Origin of the sequence: Desulfotruncus alcoholivorax DSM 16058 (assembly GCF_000430885.1) — a bacterium.
Taxonomy (GTDB): domain Bacteria; phylum Bacillota; class Desulfotomaculia; order Desulfotomaculales; family Desulfallaceae; genus Desulfotruncus; species Desulfotruncus alcoholivorax.
Map to the genome: position 1 here is coordinate 83,755 of NZ_KE387267.1, position 23,260 is coordinate 107,014.

21 protein-coding genes and 1 tRNA gene are annotated in these 23,260 nt (G+C 48.2%); all 22 read left to right on the forward strand.

Annotation, left to right across the window (positions count from 1 at the left end; all coding sequences use genetic code 11):
- Positions 1-12 precede the first annotated feature (12 nt).
- The 22 genes from minE to leuS all read left to right on the forward strand — a co-directional run bounded on the left by minE (position 13) and on the right by leuS (position 23,034).
- Positions 13-294 carry a cell division topological specificity factor MinE gene (gene minE / locus H569_RS0118470; RefSeq protein WP_027366187.1) on the forward strand — a complete coding sequence of 94 codons (282 nt, stop codon included), beginning with the start codon at positions 13-15 and terminating at the stop codon, positions 292-294.
- Between the two features lie 362 nt (positions 295-656).
- Positions 657-1,850: a rod shape-determining protein RodA gene (gene rodA / locus H569_RS0118475; protein ID WP_027366188.1), complete on the forward strand. Its 1,194-nt coding sequence runs from the start codon at positions 657-659 to the stop codon at positions 1,848-1,850.
- Between the two features lie 192 nt (positions 1,851-2,042).
- Positions 2,043-2,690, forward strand: a complete 648-nt coding sequence (locus tag H569_RS0118480; RefSeq protein ID WP_027366189.1) for a carboxypeptidase-like regulatory domain-containing protein — start codon at positions 2,043-2,045, stop codon at positions 2,688-2,690.
- Between the two features lie 72 nt (positions 2,691-2,762).
- On the forward strand, positions 2,763-3,542 hold the full coding sequence (locus tag H569_RS21590) for a M23 family metallopeptidase (RefSeq protein WP_051273766.1): 780 nt from the start codon (positions 2,763-2,765) through the stop codon (positions 3,540-3,542).
- 14 nt (positions 3,543-3,556) lie between these two features.
- Positions 3,557-4,435 (forward strand): site-2 protease family protein, encoded by an 879-nt coding sequence (locus H569_RS0118490; RefSeq protein ID WP_027366190.1) that lies wholly within the window; start codon positions 3,557-3,559, stop codon positions 4,433-4,435.
- A 218-nt stretch (positions 4,436-4,653) separates the two neighbouring features.
- A complete protein-coding gene (locus H569_RS0118495; RefSeq protein WP_027366191.1) occupies positions 4,654-6,534 on the forward strand; it encodes a TIGR03960 family B12-binding radical SAM protein in 1,881 nt (626 codons plus the stop codon).
- Positions 6,506-7,150 (forward strand): TIGR03936 family radical SAM-associated protein, encoded by a 645-nt coding sequence (locus tag H569_RS21070; protein ID WP_051273767.1) that lies wholly within the window; start codon positions 6,506-6,508, stop codon positions 7,148-7,150. Before H569_RS0118495 ends, H569_RS21070 begins: the two co-directional genes overlap by 29 nt.
- 215 nt (positions 7,151-7,365) lie before the next feature.
- Positions 7,366-9,060 (forward strand): Rne/Rng family ribonuclease, encoded by a 1,695-nt coding sequence (locus H569_RS0118505; protein WP_027366192.1) that lies wholly within the window; start codon positions 7,366-7,368, stop codon positions 9,058-9,060.
- 169 nt (positions 9,061-9,229) lie between these two features.
- Positions 9,230-9,541, forward strand: a complete 312-nt coding sequence (gene rplU / locus H569_RS0118510) for a 50S ribosomal protein L21 (RefSeq protein ID WP_027366193.1) — start codon at positions 9,230-9,232, stop codon at positions 9,539-9,541.
- Between the two features lie 20 nt (positions 9,542-9,561).
- Positions 9,562-9,834 carry a 50S ribosomal protein L27 gene (rpmA, locus tag H569_RS0118515; protein ID WP_027366194.1) on the forward strand — a complete coding sequence of 91 codons (273 nt, stop codon included), beginning with the start codon at positions 9,562-9,564 and terminating at the stop codon, positions 9,832-9,834.
- Positions 9,835-10,381: 547 nt separating this feature from the next.
- Positions 10,382-11,566 carry a M24 family metallopeptidase gene (locus H569_RS0118520; RefSeq protein ID WP_027366195.1) on the forward strand — a complete coding sequence of 395 codons (1,185 nt, stop codon included), beginning with the start codon at positions 10,382-10,384 and terminating at the stop codon, positions 11,564-11,566.
- A 129-nt stretch (positions 11,567-11,695) separates the two neighbouring features.
- On the forward strand, positions 11,696-12,262 hold the full coding sequence (locus H569_RS21075) for a Spo0B domain-containing protein (RefSeq protein WP_051273768.1): 567 nt from the start codon (positions 11,696-11,698) through the stop codon (positions 12,260-12,262).
- Positions 12,263-12,411: 149 nt separating this feature from the next.
- Positions 12,412-13,680 carry a GTPase ObgE gene (obgE, locus tag H569_RS0118530; protein ID WP_027366196.1) on the forward strand — a complete coding sequence of 423 codons (1,269 nt, stop codon included), beginning with the start codon at positions 12,412-12,414 and terminating at the stop codon, positions 13,678-13,680.
- Between the two features lie 12 nt (positions 13,681-13,692).
- Positions 13,693-14,808, forward strand: coding sequence for a glutamate 5-kinase (gene proB, locus H569_RS0118535; protein ID WP_027366197.1), 1,116 nt, complete (start codon positions 13,693-13,695; stop codon positions 14,806-14,808).
- 13 nt (positions 14,809-14,821) lie between these two features.
- Positions 14,822-16,075 (forward strand): glutamate-5-semialdehyde dehydrogenase, encoded by a 1,254-nt coding sequence (locus H569_RS0118540; RefSeq protein WP_027366198.1) that lies wholly within the window; start codon positions 14,822-14,824, stop codon positions 16,073-16,075.
- Between the two features lie 67 nt (positions 16,076-16,142).
- Positions 16,143-16,772, forward strand: a complete 630-nt coding sequence (gene nadD, locus H569_RS0118545; RefSeq protein ID WP_027366199.1) for a nicotinate-nucleotide adenylyltransferase — start codon at positions 16,143-16,145, stop codon at positions 16,770-16,772.
- 105 nt (positions 16,773-16,877) lie between these two features.
- A complete protein-coding gene (locus tag H569_RS0118550) occupies positions 16,878-17,135 on the forward strand; it encodes an RNA recognition motif domain-containing protein (RefSeq protein WP_027366200.1) in 258 nt (85 codons plus the stop codon).
- A 69-nt stretch (positions 17,136-17,204) separates the two neighbouring features.
- Positions 17,205-17,795, forward strand: coding sequence for a bis(5'-nucleosyl)-tetraphosphatase (symmetrical) YqeK (gene yqeK, locus H569_RS0118555; RefSeq protein WP_027366201.1), 591 nt, complete (start codon positions 17,205-17,207; stop codon positions 17,793-17,795).
- Positions 17,796-17,883: 88 nt separating this feature from the next.
- The gene (rsfS, locus tag H569_RS0118560; RefSeq protein WP_034631396.1) at positions 17,884-18,237 is read left to right on the forward strand and encodes a ribosome silencing factor; all 354 of its coding nucleotides are present in this window, start codon (positions 17,884-17,886) and stop codon (positions 18,235-18,237) included.
- 229 nt (positions 18,238-18,466) lie between these two features.
- Positions 18,467-18,542, forward strand: a tRNA-Ala gene (locus H569_RS0118565).
- A gap of 111 nt (positions 18,543-18,653) precedes the next feature.
- On the forward strand, positions 18,654-20,315 hold the full coding sequence (locus H569_RS0118570; RefSeq protein ID WP_027366203.1) for an AMP-binding protein: 1,662 nt from the start codon (positions 18,654-18,656) through the stop codon (positions 20,313-20,315).
- Positions 20,316-20,550: 235 nt separating this feature from the next.
- A complete protein-coding gene (gene leuS, locus H569_RS0118575) occupies positions 20,551-23,034 on the forward strand; it encodes a leucine--tRNA ligase (RefSeq protein WP_027366204.1) in 2,484 nt (827 codons plus the stop codon).
- Positions 23,035-23,260: the final 226 nt, after the last annotated feature.

A 23,260-nucleotide genomic window follows, 5' to 3' on the forward strand; every position in this document is an offset into this window, starting at 1 on the left:
GGAGGAGGCGTGATGCTCGATTTCCTGAATAAGATTTTTGGCCGGGATAACTCTCCAAGTCGTACCGTAGCCAAAGAGAGACTGCGTCTTGTGTTGGTCCACGATCGGGTAGGAGTTTCGCCGCAGTTGCTGCAATCGCTAAAAACCGATTTAATTCAAGTTATTAACAATTATATGGAAATTGACGAAGAGGCTTTGGAAGTTTCGCTGGACAGCAGCGAAAACCAGGTAGCCTTGGTTGCCAATATACCCGTCAGGAAAATGAAGAGGAAATTCCAAACCGAAACCGCCTGAACACTCTGTCATTGCGAGGATTGAAACGACGAGGCTATCTCATGCTTGGGAAAGGGGACACACCTCTTCGAGAATGCCCCCAATAATCTTTTGTTGCGCTCTCAGTGACAGCATGAAAAAACTTGTAAAAGCCGGCAGTTCATTTTACCGGCTTTTTTTGTTGCGCTTCCTGATATATAATTTAATACGTATGTTATATTAAAATAACTACTTAGGAGACAGGAGTCAGAAGACAGAAGTCAGAAGTCAGTATAAGTACGACGGTTTATCATCATGTAGTATTCCGTATTCTGACTCCTGAATTCTGAATACCCAGTAGCATTTTACATTTGGGCATGCCGTAGAAAGCGCGGTGAACGTAGATGAGCAATAAGCGGTTGATAAAAAACATGGATTTTACCCTGATAGGGGTAACAGCCATTATCATAATTTACAGCTTGATAGTTATTGGCAGTGCCAGTACTGACTATGGCTGGTGGATGCGTCTTGGCCTTGATATGAACAAGCTGCAGGAAGCCAGTGTTTTCCAAAGACTTCTCTGGATGAAAAAAGAATTTGTTTATAAACAATTGATTTGGGTATTAATTGGTACCTGTGCAGCAATGGCAGTGGTTTATATTCCTTATGAGGACTGGCGCAAATACACCAAACACCTCTATGTAATCAATATACTAATGCTTGGGGCGGTTCTGGTTCTGGGACACACTGCTATGGGCGCACAACGCTGGATTAACATAGGTCCCTTTGTTTTTCAGCCTTCGGAATTCTCCAAACTTATAATTATTATTGTTTTAGCTGATTTTTTAGCAAACAAAGAGGGTAAACTTAGGAACTTGAAGGATCTGCTGCCTTGTTTTATTTATGTTGGTATACCTATGATTTTGATTCTGTTGCAACCGGACCTTGGGACATCACTTGTTTTCACCGCTATTTTATTTGGAATGTTGTTTATTGCCAGCAGCAGGCCGCTTCTTGTGACGGGATTGTTTAGCGGCGGCCTTGCGGCTGTAATTGGATTGGTTTGGTCTCATCTCAGGTTTGGAACCTGGATTCCACTTCATGACTATCAGCTAAAAAGGCTAATCATCTTTCTGGACCCCTGGTCTGATATTCAGGGGGCGGGTTACCATGTAATCCAATCTCAGATTGCCATTGGCTCCAGCGGTCTATGGGGTAAGGGTCTGCTGAGGGGGACGCAAAGTTTTTTAGAGTTTCTTCCTATTAGGCATACCGATTTTATTTTTTCTGTTTTAGCAGAAGAATTTGGTTTCCTGGGAGCTTTTCTGCTGCTGTGTTTGTTTGCAGTATTTCTCTACCGGGGAGTGCGCATAGCTGCAGAGTCCAAAGATTTATATGGCACGTTGCTTGCCGTTGGGATCATCAGCATGTTTGCTTTTCAGATATTGGTTAATATTGGGATGACTATTGCAATAATGCCTGTCACCGGGCTGCCGCTGCCATTGTTTAGTTACGGAGGAAGCAGTATGATGACCAATCTTGCTGCTATTGGGGCTTTGCTCAATATTTATTTGCGCAGGCAGAAAAATATTTTTTAAAGTGGTTAAGGCCGGTGGTCCCCGCTGCTGGGACATCAATAAGTTGGGGACATTTTACATGGGGACATTCCTTCGAAGGAGGTGTGTTCCCTTTCCTTTTTTACGTTTTTTTATGTCCATTACGTATCTTAGACGGAACTTTTACACACCATAAAATTATTAATTGTGCGTAAATACCGGAGGATAAAAAGAATGGATAATGAAAGCGTTGTGCGCCAGGTGGCGAGCAAAGAAATAAATTGGTACGGTTCAATTGGGCTTCCACCCTTAACAGAACGCGTAAATGTGCTGGCCAGGGTGGAAAAAGTTGTTCCCATATTATTGGATAATTCTGTATTAAGAATTGACGCTTTAGTTAAAATGTTTGCCGTTATCCTTGAAAACAGCGCGTTTGAGGCAGCTTCCGCAAATAAAAAACTGGATAAGGATATTGAAACCAGCAGTTTTATTCAGCTTCGTAATGTTAACGACTTTAATAAAATAGTATCCCTGCACCACGAAATTACAGTGGACAAAGTAAGTGTCAGAATGGAACGAGTTTCAGCGGTAGGTACTCTCTCAATAAGGGTTACCTATTTAGGCTATGTAATGCTGGAAGGTATGGTTGGCGAATTTCCCAAGAATGAACCGGTGCGGGATGCGCTGATTAATGTTAAGGATATTAATGATGGCCGTATTTTACAAACGGCAACAACGGGAAGCGACGGTAAATATTACGTAAAGGATCTTAAACCGGGCACTTACCGGGTTGCAGTTGAGGCAGAAGGCTTTGAAGGGGACGAAAAGGTGGCCCTGGTTATGCTGCGCGATCAGGTAAATTTTGTATTGTACCGCTTATAAAGCTTGTCATATATGTCCATCCCCTTAAATATAAATATCTTACAGCACCAATTTGTTTGAGGGGGGAAGAAATTGAAATGGGGCAAAATACCCCGGGTTGGGGTGCGAAAAAAAATTGGTAAAGATGAATGGGCTGAATATTATCAATCGATTCATGGGTACCGGCCAATAGCGCCGGCAAAGCGCAAACGAGGCAGTAGTGGCTGGTTCCGGGTTATATCGGTGCTGGTGATTCTGGCTGTGCTGGTGATCGCCCGCCAGTTTCCCCACCCTGCCGGTGAACAAGTGCGGGAAAATCTGCGTTATCTTTTAACCGCTGAATGGAATTTCCGCCCGGTACTGGACAAGTCCATGCAGCTTGCTGCCCAACTAGTTAACTGGGACAACCCTGTAGTCAACAGCCCGCCCGGGTTGGACGGTGTTTCACAGCCTGTAACGGGAGATAAGCTTGATAATTCGGAAATCAGTGTGCCGGTTTCAGGAAAGGTAATCAGGAAATACGGCTGGTCCAAGTCTTCCATCGATGACCTGGAAAGATTTCACTCCGGTATCGACATAAGCGCACCGGCTGGCTCAAGTGTATCTGCCGCCCTGGACGGAAGGGTTACCAAGGTAGGCAAAGATGGCTCGCTGGGACAATATATCACTATTGATCACGGCAATGGAACATATACCCTCTATGGGGGGGTAACTGATGTAATGGTGGTTGAAGGAGAAGATGTCAAAGCCGGCCAGGAAATTGCCGTGGTAGGCGAGGGGGACGTTGACGGCGGAGGGTTGCACTTCGAACTGAGAGAGAACGGCAAACTTATTGATCCCCTAACCCGGCTGCAATCCAGCAATAAAAATTAGCGGGGTTCTTGATTATGCGAATAGGGCGCTTATTTGGAATTGAACTCTATGTAAACCCTTTTTTCCTGGCTTTGCTGGCGCTGTTTTTCGTGGCCGGGGTGCTCGGCAGGGGACTGGTTGCCTTTGGGGTGGTGTTTATTCATGAAATGGCTCATGCCCTGACCGCCAGGCAGCTGGGAGTTTCATTAGATGAGGTGGAGCTTTTGCCTTTTGGGGGGGTGGCCCGGGCAAGTTCCGAGCTGGCGGTTAATCCCGTCCGGGAAGCATATATAGCGGCTGCCGGGCCGGCAAGCAATTTTGCTATGTTTGCTCTGGGCGTGGCGATGAAAAATTACGGGTTTTGGCATCCCGGCCTGGGCCCGTTTTTTTTGCAGTGCAACCTGATGGTGGCTTTGGTTAACCTGCTTCCCGCCCTGCCTCTGGACGGGGGCCGGATATACCGGGCCTTTCTGGCGGGTAAAATAGGCATCCGGGAAGCAACTTACCGTGCCGCGGGGATGGGGCAATTAATCGGTTTGGCTATAACCATAGCCGGGATAACTGGCATGTGGCTCGGTTATTGTGGATTGGATATTCCCGTAACCGCCCTGTTTATTTTGTACGCCTCTACCCGTGAGCGAAGGGCCGCACCATTTTTGTTCATGCAGCTGATCAGGCATAAGCAGGAGGAGCTTTCCAGGGAAGGGTTTTTGCCCGCTGCCCACCTGGTTGCAGTAGAGAGTATGCCACTGGGACAATTGATTCGCCCATTTGTTCCCCGCAGCTTTCACCTTATCACTGTACTGGACAACCACTACCGCTATCGGGGCATGGTAACGGAAACAGCGGTAATTGGTGCGCTTTTGGAAAAGGGTGCCGATACTCCGGTAGGTGCCCTGGTGGAAGGAAAGTAATTAAAAAGGCAGTGTGGCGCACTCCAAAATAGGATAAAATAATATAAAGGGTTGATTTTTAATGTAATAAATGGTATTTAAACATCAGGAGTCAGAAGCCGGGAATTAGCATAAGAGAACGGTTTATCGTCTCGCAGTACTTTAATTCCGGCTACTGAATTCTGAATACCTGAATAGTAAACATCAGGGTAAAATTTTGGAGGAATTTCGACATGAGTATGGACAAAAAAATAGAAAAGGCTTTGCGGCGTGTGCAAAAGCCTGGCCGGTATGCCGGCGGCGAATGGAACGCTGTGCGTAAGGATTGGGTTAGCACCGACTTGAAGATGGCCTTTGCCTTTCCTGACGTATATGAAGTTGGTATGAGCCACCTGGGCCTGCAGATATTATATGGTTTGGTAAACAGGCGGGACGACGCACTGATGGAAAGGGTGTTCGCACCCTGGCCGGACATGGAGGAACAATTGCGCAAGATGGGCCTGCCTTTATTTAGCCTTGAATCCCGCAGACCGTTGCGGGATTTTGATATTGTAGGTTTTACACTGCAGTATGAATTAAGTTTTACCAATATCCTGAATATGCTGGATCTGGGCGAAATACCCTTGCGGTCAGCGGATCGCCTGGCAGAAGAATACCCACTGGTTGTTGCGGGTGGGCCGTGCGCTTTTAACCCTGAACCCATTGCCGCGTTTATAGACGCTTTTGTTATTGGTGAAGGCGAGGAGGCGATTAACGACCTGCTGGATACTTATCACCAGTGGCGTATGCAGGGTGAAAATAAAAAGCAATTGCTGTTAAGGCTGGCAGAAATCGACGGAATTTACGTGCCATCCCTCTATGAGGTGCAGTATAATGAAAAGGGAGAGGTTAAATCAATAACGGCGAAAGCCGGTGGTGTGCCCGCTGTGGTCAAGAAGAGGGCAGTGGACAACCTTAATGCCGTGTTTTACCCAACCCGGCAGATAGTGCCGGCAATTGAAGCTGTGCACGACCGGGCCATGCTTGAAGTGCAGCGCGGCTGTACCAGAGGTTGTCGTTTTTGTCAGGCTGGCGTTATTTATCGCCCGGTCCGGGAGAAGGATCCGGAAACATTGCTTCAACAAGCCCGGGAAACGCTTGCTTGCACCGGTTGGGGGGAAATATCGCTGACTTCGCTAAGTACCTCTGATTACTCTCAGGTGCGGCCTTTGATAGAAGAGCTGACCAAAAGGCACAGCGCTGACAGGATTAATGTATCACTGCCGTCCTTAAGGGTTGACGCTTTTTCAGTGGACCTGGCCAAGGAAGTGCAAAAGGTGCGCCGGTCCAGCCTTACCTTTGCTCCCGAGGCCGGCACGCAGCGGCTAAGGGATGTAATCAACAAAGGCGTAACTGAAAACGATTTAATGGAAGCGGTAACGTCAGCCTTCCGTGGAGGCTGGCAGGCTATCAAGCTATATTTTATGATTGGTCTCCCTACTGAGACAGGTGAAGATTTGGAGGGTATTGCTAAATTGGCGCGCCGGGTTCTGGAGAGAGGACGAGAAATTGTCAAATCCAAGGGCAGACTTAAAGTAACTGTAAGTGTATCCTCTTTTGTGCCCAAGTCTCATACCGTGTTTCAGTGGGAACCCCAGGATAGCATGGAAGAGCTCCGGCGTAAACAGGAATTTTTACGTCGTGAACTACGCGGGCGAGGGCTGTTTTTTAACTGGCATGACCCTGAGGGCAGCTTCTTGGAGGCTGTTTTATCCCGGGGAGACAGGCGACTATGCGATGCCATTGAGGCTGCTTGGCGTAAAGGGTGCCGCTTTGACGGCTGGTCGGAATTTTTTAACCTGGACAGATGGCTGGCGGCCTTTGACGAAGTTGGAATTGATCCTGAAAAATATGCCTACCGCCGCTATGATTATAATGATACTTTGCCCTGGGACCATATTGGCGCCGGGGTTAATAAGAAATTTTTAGCGCGTGATCACCGCCGGGCGATGGCCGGGGAAAAAACTCCTGACTGCCGCGGCGGGAAGTGCCCGGGGTGCGGCCTCTGCCCCAGCCTTGAGATCAAGCCGCGCCTGGCAGGGGGTGAAACCATTGCCCCGGTACAGGATGTTTTACAGTAAAAAGGGACCGGCCAGGTTCAATTCACACCTTGACATGGTGCGAACCCTGGAACGGTCAATGCGCAGGGCGGGTTTGCCCATTGCTTATTCAGAGGGGTTTAATCCCCACCCGCGTTTTAGTTTTGCCGCACCTCTTCCGGTTGGAGTGGAAGGTTTGGCTGAGCCTTTTGATGTAGAAATGTTGGAGCCTGTTGAAAATAACGTAATTGAAGAGAAATTAAATGCAGTACTGCCTGACGGGATCAGGGTGCACGGGGTGGCCACCGTGCCCGATAATGAGCCCTCGCTAATGAGTGTACTGGACAGGGCAAAATATATAGTGCACATAGATGAGGAAGATCTACCGTTTGAGTTGCCGGACAGCGCGGTGGAGGATTTTTTGAGCCTGGAGCATGTGGAAGTGTTACGTAAGGACAAATTGCGTGATATTAGGCCAGGGATTTTAAAAATTCAGAAAGTACAAGGAGATAGCGGCTTGACTTTAAACCTGGAACTGAAGGCAGGAAGCGTTATAAACATAAGGCCGGAGGATGCGCTTGACGCCCTGTTTAAAAACGCTGGAATAGAAACTGATAAAGAAGATTTTCAAATAACCAGGACGGCCCTGTCAACGTGAGCATATAATTGGGGATCCATCATTGTTTGCAGTGAAACTTTCGTGGCAATCCCATGCTCATAGGAAAGGGGACACACCTCCTCTTGGGGGCATGGTTTTGGGGTCGGAGGTATGTCCCTAAATTACGCTTTGCTTTTGCTCGAAATGGCAAAAGCAAAGCGGTTGCAATGTCCGGTTGTACTTAATGTTTTACTGTATGATTGAGAGGAAAAAGCATGTTTAAGGAAATTCTGATCAATGTTGGAGAAGAAGAAACCAGGGTGGCCGTTCTAGAAAACAAGGTGCTGGTGGAAATGTTTATAGAGCGATCACCGAATCAACGACTTGTTGGCAATATTTTCAAGGGCAGAGTGGAAAACGTGCTGCCCGGTATGCAGGCTGCCTTTGTGGATATCGGCCTGGAGAAAAACGCTTTTCTTTATGTTGAAGACGCAATTCCTTCCCGCAATGTGGATTCAGGTCAAAACCAGGGTGATTCAACCCTGGGCACCAACATTTGCGACATTTTAAAGCAAGGTCAGGAGCTAATTGTGCAGATCGTTAAAGAGCCCATTGGCACCAAAGGGGCTCGCGTCACAACCCATATTACCCTGCCGGGACGCTATCTGGTGTTGATGCCGACCGTGGATTATATTGGTATTTCCAGGCGCATTGAGGACGAAAAGGAGAGAGATCGTTTAAGGGAACTGGCCGCCAGGGTTAAGCCGGAGGGCATGGGTGTGATTGTTCGCACCGTGGCCGGGGGTGTGGATGAAGATGAACTTGTATTTGATGCCACCATGCTGACCGGATTATGGCGTAAAATCATCAACCGTTCAAACCACGGCCCTGTTCCCAACCTGCTGCACCGTGACCTGGAACTTATCCAGCGTATTTTGAGGGATATTTTTACTGAGGATGTAGACCGGTTAAGTATAGATTCCCGCTATGAGTATGAGAAAATAATTGATCTGTTGGATATTTTGGGGCCCCGCCTTAAAGTAAAGGTTTTTTTGGAAGAAAGAATCAATCTGTTTATAGAAAATAATATTGATGCCGAATTGGAAAAGGCGCTAAAACGAAAAGTATGGCTCAAGTGTGGAGGCTATATCGTAATTGACCAGGCCGAAGCACTAACTGCCATTGATGTTAACACCGGTAAATACGTTGGCAGCACCAACTTGGAGGACACGGTATTAAAAACCAATCTTGAGGCAGCGGTTGAAATAGCACGACAGCTACGGCTGCGAAATATTGGCGGAATAATCATAGTTGACTTTATTGATATGACCAGAGAAGAACACCGGCGGCAGGTACTTGATGTGCTGGAAGAGGAAATACGCAAAGACAAAACCAAGACTAACATTTTAGGTATTACTCAACTCGGTTTGGTGGAAATGACCCGGAAGAAAGTCCGGCCCAGCCTGGCTGAGGTGCTGCAAAAGGCCTGCCCTTATTGCGACGGGCGGGGTAAGGTTTTGTCGGAAGAAACAGTTGGCATAAGTATTAAACAGCAAATTCACCAAATGGCCAAGCAAACCGCGGCGGAGACCATTCTGGTAGAAGCTAACCCGTTGGTGGCCGCAAGGCTGATTGGCAGTGGAGGTGCCAACCTGCGTGATTTAGAGGCGCGTATTGGTAAAAATTTGTATATCAGAGGTTCAGCCGAACATCATATTGAGTCGGTTTCCATGCGCCCCCTCTATGACCAGGACGACATTCAGGCCCAAACTTTGCCGGTTAAACCAGGGCAGGTACTGGAGGTTAGGGTCGAGGAACCCCATGCTAACAATTACAACGATGGAATTGCCAGGGTCAATGGTTTCATACTTGACATAGAAGGAGCAGGATCACTTGTTGGAGAGACCGTACCCGTTGAGGTGAGCAAGGTTTTTAGGACTTATGCCAAGGCCAGACTGATTCAGGCATGATTAGCCCGGTGAGAAGCATTGGGGACATTGGGGAAGGTATACTTGACAAAAACCTTCGTTATGATAGAATAACTTATTGTAGGCTACAAAAGTACCGCTCGTGACGGGTTGTAAATGGTTTATCCTACCCGAATCCCGGCGAGTCCTAAGCAAAAGGGGGAAACTTATATTGTACGCTATAATTGAAACCGGTGGCAAGCAATACCGTGTGTCTGAGGGTGACACCATTTTTATTGAAAAACTGCCTGTAGATGCTGGTGAAACTTATGAGGTTAAAAAGGTCCTGGCCGTGGAAAAGGATGGAACGCTTAAAGTCGGCAATCCAGTGATTGACGGCGCCAGCGTTACACTGAAGGTTGAAAAGCACGGCAGAGATAAAAAGATTATTGTTTTCAAATACAAGCCCAAGAAGAATTACCGGCGTAAAAAAGGCCACCGTCAGTCCTTTACCAGGGTTGTGGTGGAAAAAATACAGGCCTGATTGACGGAGGTGAGATATAGATGGCACATAAGAAAGGTGTAGGTAGTTCCCGCAACGGTCGCGATTCCAAGCCAAAGATGTTGGGGGTTAAGCGTGGCGACGGTCAGTTTGTTACCGCAGGCAGCATTCTGGTACGCCAGAGGGGCACCCGCATTCATCCCGGCCGCAATGTCGGCCGCGGAGGAGACGATACATTGTTTGCCTTGGTGGACGGCATTGTGTCATTCCAAACCAGGGGTAAAGATAAAAAAATGGTCACTATTAAAGAAGTTGAGAAGACCGCTGCCCTATAAATATAATACGGTCAATGCTGGCCCAGGGTTAAACACCCTGGGTTTTCTACTGTCACGGCATCGCTGTGCTTATATTTAACTGAAGCCTTGGTCTCGGACTTTCAAATAAATCATAATTTGACACAATGACCATATCTACAGTGGGGACGCCTCTTGTGCTTCTGTTGTCGCGGTAGCGCATTTATGCAGGCGTCTTTTCCTTTCCTCTTTTCGATCATTATATACAGTAATTATATACAGCAATTTGCGGCCAGGCAATTATGCCAACTTTTGGACTTTTTTAACTTGGCTGCAACATTATAGCTTCGGAGTGCTATAGCAAGTCTAAGAAGAGCTTAACTATTTGAAAAAGGTTAGTGGATGGTGAATGTGTTTAATGTTAACTACATGTAATTATATTATTTGCGGTTTATTTAATTTCACAAATACTGTTGGGCGCTTGATATTGCCTGTGGGCCGCTAAAAATGCCGGTTGAGTTGTTAAAGTCAAGGTTGAGAAGGATTTTTGCTTGTTATTGCGATATTAAATATTGTGGAGGTGTTTTTTGTGCGTTACACACCAAAATCGGAACTTTACCGGCGGGTGCAAAGGTTGCAAATCTTGCTGCAAAAGCAAAATATTGACGGTGCCTTGATTGTCCAGAACGCCGACCTTTTTTATTTTACGGGAACGGTTCAGCAAGCGCATCTTTACATTCCTGTCGACGGCGAACCGGTGCTTGCGGTAAAGAAGAATTACGAGCGGGCGAAGCGGGAGTCCGCCCTGGAAAATGTTATCCCCTTGGATAACCTCAAAGACCTGGCGAAAATGATGCCGGACCGGGGCCAAGGTGGAAACCGCCGCATTGGCCTTGAGCTGGATGTCCTACCGGTAAACCTCTTTGGGCGCTATCAAAGAATGTTTCAGCCGGCGGAATTTGTTGATATAAGCATGTCAATTCGTACAGTCCGGGCGGTCAAGTCGAATTATGAAATAAGCTTAATCCGGGAGGCGGCAAAGTTAAACCAAAAGCTTTTTGCCGCTGTCCCTGAATTCTTGGAGGAAGGCGTCAGTGAGGTGGAACTGGCCGGAAAGCTGGAGGCGGTATACAGGCGGGAGGGGCACCAGTGCTACGTAAGAACCCGCGCTTTTAATATGGAGCTGGCTTATGGCCACCTGATGTCTGGTTGGAGCCTTGGAGTACCCAGCGCCGCTCCCGGCCCAACCGGCGGATTTGGCCTGAACCCTTCCTTTTCACAGAGCGCCGGTAAAAAACCAATTGCCAGGAATGAACCTGTAATTGTAGATTACGTGGGAGTAATAGACGGTTATATGGTGGACCAGGCCAGGGTTTTTTGTATTGGGGATCTGCCTGCAAAATTTAAGGAAGCTCACCATGCAGCGTTGGAAATACAGCAAATGATTGTAGAACGCGGCAAACCGGGGACCGTATGCGGAGAACTTTATGACCTGGCGTTGCAAAGGGCCAACGCCGGCGGCTTTGGCGATTATTTTATGGGTTATCCCGACCCGGTGCCATTTGTGGGGCACGGCGTGGGAATAGAACTGGACGAGCTGCCTGTTATTGCCCGCGGGGTTACGGCGAAATTAGAAGCAGGTATGGTTTTCGCCCTTGAACCCAAATTTGTTTTTCCAGACGGCGCGGCAGGGATTGAAAACACTTTTGTGGTAACGGAGCGGGGATTAGAGAACTTAACCGCCGGGTGTGGCGACGCTATAATCTATCTGTGAACCAGGAAGCTCCCGCCTCCTAGCGAAGCATGGCAGTCTGAGATTGGTGGCCTAATTATTTAAAATAAGGGCAGGAAATTATTCCAAACTGTCGAAAGTTTGTCAAAGCTAATTAACCGGGAGGAAGTAATGGATACCGATAAAATGTTGGAATTAATTTCCATCCAGCGTCACGACTTTTTAAACCATCTACAGGTCATATCTGGCTTGCTGCAATTAAAAAAGGAAGAACGGGCCAGGGAATATATTTATGAAATCGGACAGGATATTAAGAGATTAAGCAAGATATCCCATTTGAAAGATCCCGAGGCAGCGGCAGCTTTTTTAATAGGGCATAACCACGCCAATAGCGTTCAGGTTGCAGTTAATTATGACGTGCAGACGGACCTGGCGGAATGTGATGTTCCCGGATCCATAACCGGGTCAGTTCTAATCCAGTTGCTGGAATATATCTTGCACCATCTTGCTCCGCCTGAAGTGGCCGAACGGGAATTAAACATTGATCTTAAGGCGGTAGAAGGCGGGTTTCAGTGTGTTTTTCGTTTTGCCGGCTCTGGAGCTGTAAATGGCGAAGCCTGGAATGAATTATCCCGGGTTTTAAACAAAAAACTTGCGCCCTATGCTGGCGGGCTGGAAAGAATGGCCAATGGCTCCCATCAAACAGTCAAGTTATTTTTACCTGCCATTGACGCCTGAATCGTGGTCTTTGTGTAAATAATAAATATAAGGTAACTGCTTGGGAATCAGGAATCGGGAGTCAGCATAAGAGAACGGTTTCGCGTTGCGTAGAATTCTGAATTCTGACTACTGACTACTGAATACAAAATAAAAATAGGTGAGTGGATATGTTTTACGATAGAGTAAAAATTTACGTTAAGGGGGGCGACGGTGGAAACGGCTGCGTTGCTTTCCGGCGCGAGAAATATGTGCCAGAAGGCGGTCCCTGGGGCGGGGATGGCGGCAAGGGAGCCGATGTGATTTTAAAAGGCGATGGCGGTCTGCGCACCCTGGTGGATTTCCGTTACCAGCGACATTATAAGGGTATGCGGGGTCAGCATGGCCGGGGTAAAAACATGCATGGCCGCTGGGCCGACGACCTTGTAATGCGGGTGCCGCTGGGCACGGTGGTAAGAGATGAGAAAACGGGCTTTGTGCTGGGTGATATAGTCGCAGAGGGACAGGAACTAGTTGTAGCCAGAGGGGGCCGCGGTGGCAGGGGAAATTCCCGTTTTGCCGGCCCCAATAACAAAGCTCCCAGTATGGCTGAGAAAGGTGAGCCCGGCGAGGAGCGCTGGCTGGTTTTGGAATTGAAATTACTCGCAGATGTAGGCCTGGTTGGTTACCCCAATGCCGGTAAGTCTACATTAATATCGAGAGTATCAGCCGCGCGGCCCAAGATTGCCGATTACCCGTTTACCACTCTGACTCCTAATCTTGGAGTGGTTAGCATGGGAGAGGGCAGGTCTTTTATTATGGCCGATATTCCCGGCTTAATTGAAGGGGCTCACGGCGGAGCCGGGCTGGGTCACGAATTCTTACGCCATGTGGAACGCACCAGGCTGATAGTGCATGTTCTGGATACAGCAGGCACTGAGGGAAGGGACCCGCTGGAGGATTTTAAGGTCATTAGTCGTGAATTAGAGCTTTATAATCAAGACCTGGCTGCCAGGCCGCTGGTTATTGCGGCCAATAAGATGGATCTGCCAGGCAGCGAGGAAAACCTGATACGTTTAAAAGCTGCCCTTGGAGAAAAATATGAAATATTTCCCATATCTGCAGTAACAGGCGCCGGAGTGCCTAACTTAATTAATCGTGTCTATGAATTGCTGGAAGAGCTTCCGGTTCAACCCCTTCACGATACAAAGGAGCAAGAATTCGTGCATGCGTCCGAGCCGCGCTTTACGATCACCAGACAGGACGGGGAGCTGGTGGTGACCGGGCGGGAGATTGAGAAACACGTTGCCATGACCGATTTGGAGAACGAGGAGGCGCTGGACCGGCTGCAGCGGATCATTGGTTTAATGGGCCTGGAACAGGCTTTGCGGGACTGCGGGGCAAAAAACGGCGATACGGTGCGAATCGGGAACTTCACTTTTGATTATGTGGATTTTTAACGGAGAAACAAAATGGAAAAAAGGGTTTTTGGCCGGATCCAAAGGATCGTGGTAAAAATAGGATCAAGCTCGCTTACTTACCCTACCGGTAAGCTGAATATTGAACAAATTGAGCAGCTGGTCCGGCAGCTGGCCGACCTTCATAACAGGGGAATGGATGTGTTGCTGGTAACCTCCGGGGCCGTGGGCGCCGGTGTGGGAAAATTGGGCCTGTCCAAGCGCCCCCGTACAATACCCGAGAAACAGGCGGCGGCCTCGGTGGGACAGGGCATGCTATTGCACATGTATGAAAAAATCTTTGCCGAGTATGGTGTTGTGGTGGGGCAAGTGCTGTTGACCCGGGAGGATTTTGCAGACCGGCGCCGGTTTTTAAATGCGCGCAATACTCTGCAAACTATGTTGGGCTTTAACATTATACCGGTAATTAACGAGAATGATACCGTCGCCGTGGACGAAATCAAGCTGGGAGATAATGATACCCTCTCGGCCATGGTGGGTGGGTTGGTGGACGCTGATCTTTTAGTGCTGCTTTCCGACGTGGACGGTTTGTATGACGGCAAGCCCGGGACACCGGGGTCCAATATAATTCAAGAAGTCAGAGAAATAAATAATCAAATTGAGAGCCTGGCCGGGGGTGCGGGTTCAGCAGTGGGGACAGGGGGCATGATTACTAAAATACATGCTGCCCGCGTGGCTATGCATTCAGGGTTGGTTACCATTATTGCCAGGGCCTCTGAAAAAGACATTATCCGCAGGCTTGTTGCCGGAGAGCCGGTGGGGACGGTATTTTGGCCTTCGGTAAAACTGGTTAATAAAAAAAGGTGGATCGCCTTTGGAGCAACTGTTTGCGGTCGTATCCATATTGATGGGGGTGCCGCCAGGGCCATTCAGAACAATGGCAGAAGTTTACTGCCATCAGGAATTACAGGGGTTGAAGGTGACTTTGACATAGGTAACACTGTCAGTATTATTTCACCCGACGGCAAGGAAATAGCCAGGGGGATTGTTAACTACACAGCCGCTGAGGTGGATCGAATCAAGGGGAAAAAGACCGCTGATATAGAACACATATTGGGGTACAAGGATTTCGACGAAGTCATTCACCGTGACAATATGGCTCTGGAATAAGGAGGTTTTATCAATGGTGGAACACCAGGTCATTGCCAAAGCGCAAAAAGCAAAGGAAGCTGCCCGTAAAATGGCGTATATCCCAGCCGACGCAAAAAATCAGGCCTTGTTGGCCATGGCAGACAGCCTTGTGAAGCATGCAGAAGAAATATTAAAGGCCAACGAGGTGGATATTGCGGCAGCACGGGAAAAAGGGCTTTCTACTGCTCTGATCGACCGGTTATTGCTAACACCCGCAAGAATCAAAGATATGGCGGAAGGGCTCAGGGTAGTGGTTTCCCTGCCCGACCCGGTGGGCGAGGTGGAAAGCATGTGGACCCGGCCTAACGGTTTGCAAGTTGGCCGCATCAGGGTGCCGCTTGGGGTTATAGGCATTATCTATGAAGCCCGCCCAAACGTTACGGTAGACGCTGCCGGGCTTTGCCTTAAGGCCGGTAATGCGGTAATTTTGCGGGGCGGTTCCGAAGCCATCAATTCCAATAAAGCTATCACCGGCGTAATAGCCGGGGCCGCCATTGGTGCGGGTATGCCGCAAGGTGCAGTTAGTTTAATCGAAATCACCGATAGGGCAGCGGTTAATGTTATGCTTAAACTAAATGAGTATATTGATGTAATTATCCCCAGGGGCGGTGCCGGTCTTATTCAAACCGTTGTTAAAAACGCCACTGTTCCGGTTATTGAAACGGGTGTGGGGAACTGCCACGTTTATGTAGATAAATTTGCTGATTTGGCTATGGCCAAACAAATTGTTATTAATGCCAAATGTCACAGGCCGGGTGTTTGTAACGCGGCAGAATCTTTGCTGGTCCACCGGGATATTGCACAAGATTTTCTGCCTGGTATACTAAGTGCCCTCAAAGAGGCGGGGGTGGAAGTGCGAGGGTGCGATCGAACCAGGGCGATTGGCGAATGGGTTAAACCGGCTACAGAAGAAGATTACGCTGCAGAGTTTCTGGACCTGATTATTTCAGTCAAGGTTGTGGGTAGCATGGATGAGGCGCTGGACCATATCTATAAGTATGGTACCCGTCATTCCGAGGCAATTGTTACAGAGAGCTATTCACGTGGTCTGCGCTTTTTGCGCGAGGTGGACGCTGCGGCGGTATATATCAACGCTTCAACCAGGTTTACAGACGGCTACCAGTTTGGGTTCGGGGCAGAAATTGGCATCAGCACCCAGAAATTGCACGCCCGGGGACCTATGGGCCTAAAAGAATTGACCACAACCAAGTTTATCATTTTCGGTACCGGCCAGGTGCGGAGTTGAACTAAAGTAGCAAAAAAATGTTGATTAATGCTGTAAAAACAATTAAAATGGGATACGGGGTCAGTTGATGGATAAAGCTACCAGCAAGGGGCGTACAAAAAGGATTGGGCTGATGGGTGGGACGTTTGATCCTATTCATCACGGGCACCTCGTGGCAGCGGAAGAGGCCCGCTTTGAATTCGGGCTGGGAAAAGTTATTTTTATTCCTGCCGGCATACCACCGCACAAAACCAGGAAAGATATTTCCCTTCCCGCGCACAGGCTGGAAATGACCGGCAGGGCAGTGGCATCCAACCCGTTTTTTACTGTTTCCGACCTGGAAATAAAAAGAGAAGGCCGTTCGTATACAATAGATACAGTTCAGGAAATGCGACGTTTATTCCCCGGCAACGATTTGTTCTTTATCACCGGCGCCGATGCGGTATTGGAAATCCTCACCTGGAGAAATGTAATCGGGCTGCTCGAAATTTGCTCCTTTATTGCTGCCACACGCCCCGGGTTTAAACTTGAAAGCCTAAATAAAAGTTTAAGCCATCTCAGCCACCAACAGCTTTCAAAAATTAAAACGCTGGAGGTTCCTGCTCTGGCCATTTCTTCCACCGACATTAGAAAACGGGTGCAGGAAGGCCGGCCGGTAAAATATTTATTGCCAGAAAAGGTTGAGGAATACATTTATTTAAATCGTTTGTATAAATGATAGCATGGGTGGCAAAAGTTGCCCGTGTATTTTTGCATTATGCATATTTCTTTTGCAAATAATACAAACACAGCAAGAAACGCATCAATGGAAAGAGGTGATCTGGTGGCTAGAACTTTATATGTGGGAAATCTGCCGTGGGCGACTAAAGCCGAAGACCTGGCTGATGCTTTTTCAAGATACGGGGAAGTTCTTGATAGCCGTATAATTACTGACAAGCAGACGGGGCGCTCACGCGGTTTTGGTTTTGTAGAGGTTAGGGACGAAGATGCTGACGGAATGATAGAAGCATTGAATGGCTCTGATTTTGGTGGTAGGGTAATTACCGTCAACGAAGCCAGGGCCAGAGAATCGCAAATGTAAAATCAACCTCCTTAAAGGAGGTTTTCTTTTATATTTCGAATTAAAGGAATGTTGCAAGGAGATATAAAATTGGATTTTAAGTTTTATTTGGATCGCTTACAGGGTATTCTTAGTAATAAAAGGTTTGAGCACTCCTTTAACACCAGCAACATCGCGGTTAAATTGGCTGAAATGTACTGTGCAGACCGGGAAAAAGCCGGGATTGCCGGGCTTTTGCATGACTGCGCCAGGGATTATGGAGCAAAAGAATTATTGGCAATGGCGGAAAATCATAATCTGCCAATAGATGATATTGAACAGGAGATGCCGGTGTTATTGCACGCCAAGCTTGGCGCGGCCCTGGCCAAACAGGAGTTTGGCGTGGATGATGCCCAAGTCCTGAAGGCTATCGCACTGCATACACTGGGTGAGCCGGAAATGGGCTTGCTGGCTAAAATTGTGTATGTAGCAGATAAAATTGAGCCGGGACGACGGTTCACCGGTGTGGAATCGTTGCGGAAAACAGCTTTTGAGGACCTGGACAGGGCTGTGCTCCAATCGCTGGATATGACAATTGAACTGTCAATTCAATCGGCAGAGCCAATTCATCCGGGGGCAGTTGCAACTCGCAACTGGCTGTTGCGAAAAATAAAGTTACCAGTTAAAACTGCAGAAATTTAGATGAAAACGTATTGTTTTTCACTTAAAAGCAGGAACTATTTGTATTGCGGGCGAATAAAAATATAACCAAGAAAAGGGGGATTGCTTGTTGATAACTGATCCACAAGAATTGGTACGGCTTGCCGTTGAAGCGGCGGAGGAGAAAAAAGCTATTAATATTACTGTGCTTAACATAGGTAAAGTTTCCGTGATCGCGGACTATTTTATCATCTGCAGCAGTAGGTCACCTATACACGCCCGGGCAATTGCCGAAGAAATCGGGGATCGGTTGAAACAAAAAGGCATTATGAAACAGCGCATTGAAGGTTACCAAACGGGGCGCTGGATTTTACTTGACTACGGCTCTGTGGTTGTGCATATTTTCCATGAAGAGGATCGCAGCTTTTATAATTTGGAACGCTTATGGGGTGATGCCCCTGTAATTGAAGCACGTAGCCTATAAAAATAATATTTTGCGTTGACTTTATAAACCGGTTATTTTATAATAATCTCCAGTTGAATTATGGAAGCTACAGTGAAGGGGAGCAGTAACCCGTATGCACTCACAGAGAGCCGCCGGTTGGTGCGAGGCGGTGGGGAACTTGGGTGAACTCGCCCCGGAGTTGGCCGGAAGAAGATCTGGTATTCCGGCCCGGTGTATGCCGTTATCTACATTGAGTGGTTAAAGTCATGGGGATGTAGCTCAGTTGGGAGAGCGCTTGAATGGCATTCAAGAGGTCAGGGGTTCGATTCCCCTCATCTCCACCATTATGGCTTTATCAATTAGGGTGGTACCACGGGTGAACCTCTCGTCCCTAGACAGGGACGGGAGGTTTTGTTTTTTATACATTTTTATCATTTCGGGAAGGAGTTGCGGTCTTGAAACAAAACGGTCAGATCACAATAGGAGATTTGCTTGACCGCTCGGCGGGCAGATACCCGCAAAACGAAGCGGTGGTGTATCCGGAAAAAAATATCAGATATACTTACCGCCAGTTCCAGCATGAGTGCAACAAGGTGGCCAAGGGCTTAATGGCCCTGGGCATCAAAAGGGGAGAGCATATAGCTATTCTTGCCCCTAACATTCAGGAGTGGGTAATCACCCAGTTTGCCAGCGCCAAAATGGGTGCGGTTCTGGTAACGGTTAATACAAATTATAAACTTTTTGAATTGGAATACCTGCTGCGGCACTCAGACGCAACAACCTTAATTTTTTCCAGTGGCGTCAAGGATTCCAATTATTTGGATATGGTATATGAGCTTTGCCCTGAACTTAAAAACAGTATGCCTGGAAGACTTAACAGCAAAAAGCTTCCCATGCTGCGGAATTTAGTTTATATTGGAGACGATCCTAGGCCCGGCTTATTTTCCTGGGATGAAATGGTTACTCTTGGCGAGGGAATCTCCGACCAGGAGCTGACGGCCCGGCAGGCTTCCCTTGATCCCGGAGATGTTGTTAATATGCAGTATACTTCAGGCACTACCGGCTTTCCCAAAGGTGTTATGCTTACTCACAACAACCTGGTGGGGAATGCAGTCAGTATCGGCCAGTGCATGAACTTTTCGCCCGATGACCGGCTGTGCATTCCGGTGCCGCTGTTTCATTGTTTTGGCTGCGTGCTGGGAACCCTGACCTGCGTTACTTCAACTGCCACCATGGTAATGATGGAAAGCTTCAACCCCTTAAAGGTATTGGAGGCGGTTGAACAGGAAAGGTGCACCGCGCTGCACGGCGTGCCAACCATGTTTATAACTGAGCTGGAAGTTTTGGAGAGGCAGCCATTTGATACCTCATCCCTGCGCACCGGCATTATGGCCGGGGCACCATGTCCGATTGAGGTTATGAAAGCTGTAGTAGAAAAAATGAACATGCGTGAAATTGTTATTACTTATGGCCAGACTGAAGCCGCACCGGGTATCACTATGACCAGGGTTGATGATCCGCTGGAAGTTAGGGTTTCAACTGTTGGCAAAGCTTTAGAGGGTATTGAGGTCAAAGTGGTAGATCCCGTGGATGGCAGTGAATTACCCCCTGGCAGCCAGGGAGAAGTGTGCGCAAGAGGCTATAACGTGATGAAGGGTTATTACAAAATGCCGGAAGCAACCGCTGCCGCCATTGACCGGGATGGATGGCTTCATACGGGAGATCTTGGTATTATGGATGAAAGTGGTTACCTGCGTATTACCGGCCGGATTAAGGACATGATCATCAGGGGCGGGGAGAACATTTATCCCCGCGAAGTTGAGGAATTCCTGTATACCCACCCGATGGTTAAAGATGTGCAGGTTGTGGGCGTGCCCAGCAAGAAATATGGTGAGGAAGTTATGGCTTTCATTCAGCTCAAAGAAGGAGCGGAGGTTACAGAAGAAGAAATCAAAAAGTACTGCGCCGGTAAAATTGCCAGGTATAAAATACCCTCCTATATCAAATTTGTTTCAGCTTATCCGACTACAGCCAACGGTAAAGTGCAAAAATTTAAGCTGCGGGAAATGGCGATAAAAAACCTTATTATTGACGATGACATGTTGGGTACGGCTTAAAAGTGTCCGGTTCTGGAAAGAATTATGATAATTGCATTGAATGTTTGTAACTATTCAGCATGTGTAACTGCTTGGGAGACAGGAGTCAGAAGACGGAATGAAAGAACCGGGCTCATGGTATTCTGACTGCTGAATTCTGACTCCTGGCTACGGAATAGTAATGAATATTATGCCGGCGCACCTGTTTTAATTTTATTCAAGCGGGAAGCCGGTTTCATTATTGAAGGAGGAAGCTATGAAGGGTCGCTACGATTTTAAAGAAATTGAAGCAAAATGCCAAAAAGCGTGGTCTGAACAGGATTTATATTCCGTGCCCGATTTTAGCGATCGGCCCAAATATTATTGTCTGGAGATGTTTCCTTATCCCTCCGGGAAACTGCATATGGGTCATGTGCGCAACTACTCCATAGGAGATGTGCTGGCCAGATTTAAAACAATGCAGGGCTTTAACGTATTGCATCCCATGGGCTGGGATGCTTTCGGCCTGCCTGCCGAAAACGCCGCCATCAAACATGGTGCTTTGCACCCTGCCCAGTGGACTTATGATAATATTGACGCCATGCGCACCCAGCTTAAACAACTGGGTATCAGCTATGACTGGAACCGGGAGGTGGCAACCTGCCATCCCGGTTATTATAAATGGACTCAATGGTTGTTCCTGCAGCTATACAAGCAGGGACTGGCTTATAAGAAAAAAGCTGCTGTGAACTGGTGTCCTTCCTGCGCCACAGTGCTGGCAAATGAGCAGGTTAAAGAGGGAACCTGCGAACGCTGTAAGAGCGATGTGCAGAAAAGAGAACTGGAACAGTGGTTCTTTAAAATCACTGATTACGCGGACAGGTTACTTGAAGATCTTGATAAACTTGAGGGTTGGCCCGATAAAGTAAAAATTATGCAGGAAAACTGGATCGGCCGCAGCGAAGGCGCTGAGATCACCTTCGCCGTGGATGGTATGAATGAGAGCATGACCGTGTTTACCACCAGGCCGGATACTGTTTTCGGGGTGACTTACATGGTGCTGGCCCCCGAGCACCCCCTGGTGGAAAAGCTGATTGAGGGTAAGGAGCAGGCTGGGAAAATCAGGGACTTTGTAAAAACAGTGCGCAACCAAAGCGAAATCACCAGGACTTCAACGGAAGCTGAAAAAATAGGCCTGTTTACCGGGGCATATTGCATTAACCCGGTGAATGATGAAAAAGTTCCTATCCTGGTGGCGAATTATGTTTTAATGGAATACGGGACCGGTGCAGTTATGGGTGTGCCGGCCCACGACCAGAGGGACTTCGAATTTGCCCGCAAATATAATCTGCCCATCAGGATAGTGATCCAGCCGGAAGGAGCGGAATTAGACCCTGATACAATGACTGAAGCTTATGACGGAGAAGGATTAATGGTTAATTCCGGTGCATTCAACGGTACCCCTAATCGCGATGGGATAGCGGCGGTTACCCGTTTCCTGGAGCAAAAGGGATTGGGTCGGGGAAGAGTTAATTACAGGTTACGGGATTGGCTGATCTCCAGGCAGAGATATTGGGGGGCTCCCATTCCTATTGTCTACTGTGATAAATGCGGTGTGGTGCCGGTGCCCGAAGAGCATTTACCCGTAATGCTGCCAATGGATGTGGCCTTTCAGCCGACCGGCCGCTCGCCGCTGGAAGACCACCCCGGGTTTGTTAATACGAGCTGCCCCAACTGTGGCGGTAAAGCCCGGCGGGAAACCGACACCATGGATACTTTTATGTGTTCCTCCTGGTATTACTATCGTTATACCAGCCCCAGGGATGAAGACAACGCCTGGGATCATGATAAGGTTCGGAACTGGCTGCCGGTGGACCAGTACATCGGCGGTGTTGAACACGCAATACTGCACCTGCTTTACAGCAGATTCTTTACCAAGGTGCTTAAAGATATTAATTTAATTGACAACGATGAGCCCTTTACCAACCTGCTGACCCAGGGCATGGTGCTCAAAGACGGCGCCAAGATGAGCAAATCCAAGGGCAACGTGGTGAGCCCTGAAGATATTGTTGCCGCTTACGGGGCTGATACCGCCCGCCTGTTCATTCTGTTTGCCTCGCCTCCGGAGCGTGACTTGGAATGGAGCGACCAGGGGGTCGAGGGCTGCTATCGCTTCCTGAACCGGGTCTGGCGCCTGGTGGAACCGCTTGGTGACTCTCTTTCGGGCAACAACATTAACCGTCCGGCTACATTCGTTGGCATCAACAGGGATATGCGCCGGGTTACCCACCATACCGTTAAGAAAGTTACCGAGGATATTGACAAGCGCTTCAATTTCAACACAGCTGTAAGCGCGATCATGGAACTGGTCAACGCCATGTACCAGTTCCGGGAAGTCCCCGAAACCGACCGCGAGCCGTGGGTCATGAAAGAGGCTGTAGACTCGCTGCTGCTGCTTTTAGCGCCTTTTGCCCCCCATATAACCGAGGAGTTATGGGCAAAAACGGGACATCAAGGCAGTATTCACGCCCAGCCCTGGCCAGCGTTTGACCCCGAGGCTATTGTGGAAGATGAAATCACTATCGTGATTCAAATTAACGGAAAGGTCCGGGACCGGATGCTGGTGCCGGCCGAAATTGAGGCGGAAGCCATGAAGGAACTGGTAATGGGGCAAAACCGGGTAAAAGAGCTGACAGAAGGCAAGAAAGTGGTAAAAGTGATTGCGGTACCGGGTAAGCTGGTAAATATCGTGGTAAAGTAAGAGTAACGGTCATTGCCGCGCTGCGCCTGCAAAGGCCAAAGTTATGCGAGTTTAACGGCAAAAGCATTATGCCCGTAATAAAAAGGCACTGCAATACCGGTGCCTTTTTATTTTTTTTCAGGATGAGTACTGCAGTGTAATTTAAAGGTAGCGGAGCCATGGGGACGGTTCGGGCGTCCCCGAAGCGTAGCGAAGGGCCGAAGGGATTACGATGGACCGTCCCCGT

Excerpts from the sequence above, each read along its gene's own strand:
- minE (WP_027366187.1), top strand. The coding sequence starts at position 13 with ATGCTCGATTTCCTGAATAAGATTTTTGGCCGGGATAACTCTCCAAGT.
- rodA (WP_027366188.1), top strand. The coding sequence starts at position 657 with ATGAGCAATAAGCGGTTGATAAAAAACATGGATTTTACCCTGATAGGG.
- H569_RS0118480 (WP_027366189.1), top strand. The coding sequence starts at position 2,043 with ATGGATAATGAAAGCGTTGTGCGCCAGGTGGCGAGCAAAGAAATAAAT.
- H569_RS0118490 (WP_027366190.1), top strand. The coding sequence starts at position 3,557 with ATGCGAATAGGGCGCTTATTTGGAATTGAACTCTATGTAAACCCTTTT.
- H569_RS0118495 (WP_027366191.1), top strand. The coding sequence starts at position 4,654 with ATGGACAAAAAAATAGAAAAGGCTTTGCGGCGTGTGCAAAAGCCTGGC.
- H569_RS0118505 (WP_027366192.1), top strand. The coding sequence starts at position 7,366 with ATGTTTAAGGAAATTCTGATCAATGTTGGAGAAGAAGAAACCAGGGTG.
- rpmA (WP_027366194.1), top strand. The coding sequence starts at position 9,562 with ATGGCACATAAGAAAGGTGTAGGTAGTTCCCGCAACGGTCGCGATTCC.
- H569_RS21075 (WP_051273768.1), top strand. The coding sequence starts at position 11,696 with ATGGATACCGATAAAATGTTGGAATTAATTTCCATCCAGCGTCACGAC.
- obgE (WP_027366196.1), top strand. The coding sequence starts at position 12,412 with ATGTTTTACGATAGAGTAAAAATTTACGTTAAGGGGGGCGACGGTGGA.
- proB (WP_027366197.1), top strand. The coding sequence starts at position 13,693 with ATGGAAAAAAGGGTTTTTGGCCGGATCCAAAGGATCGTGGTAAAAATA.
- H569_RS0118540 (WP_027366198.1), top strand. The coding sequence starts at position 14,822 with ATGGTGGAACACCAGGTCATTGCCAAAGCGCAAAAAGCAAAGGAAGCT.
- nadD (WP_027366199.1), top strand. The coding sequence starts at position 16,143 with ATGGATAAAGCTACCAGCAAGGGGCGTACAAAAAGGATTGGGCTGATG.
- leuS (WP_027366204.1), top strand. The coding sequence starts at position 20,551 with ATGAAGGGTCGCTACGATTTTAAAGAAATTGAAGCAAAATGCCAAAAA.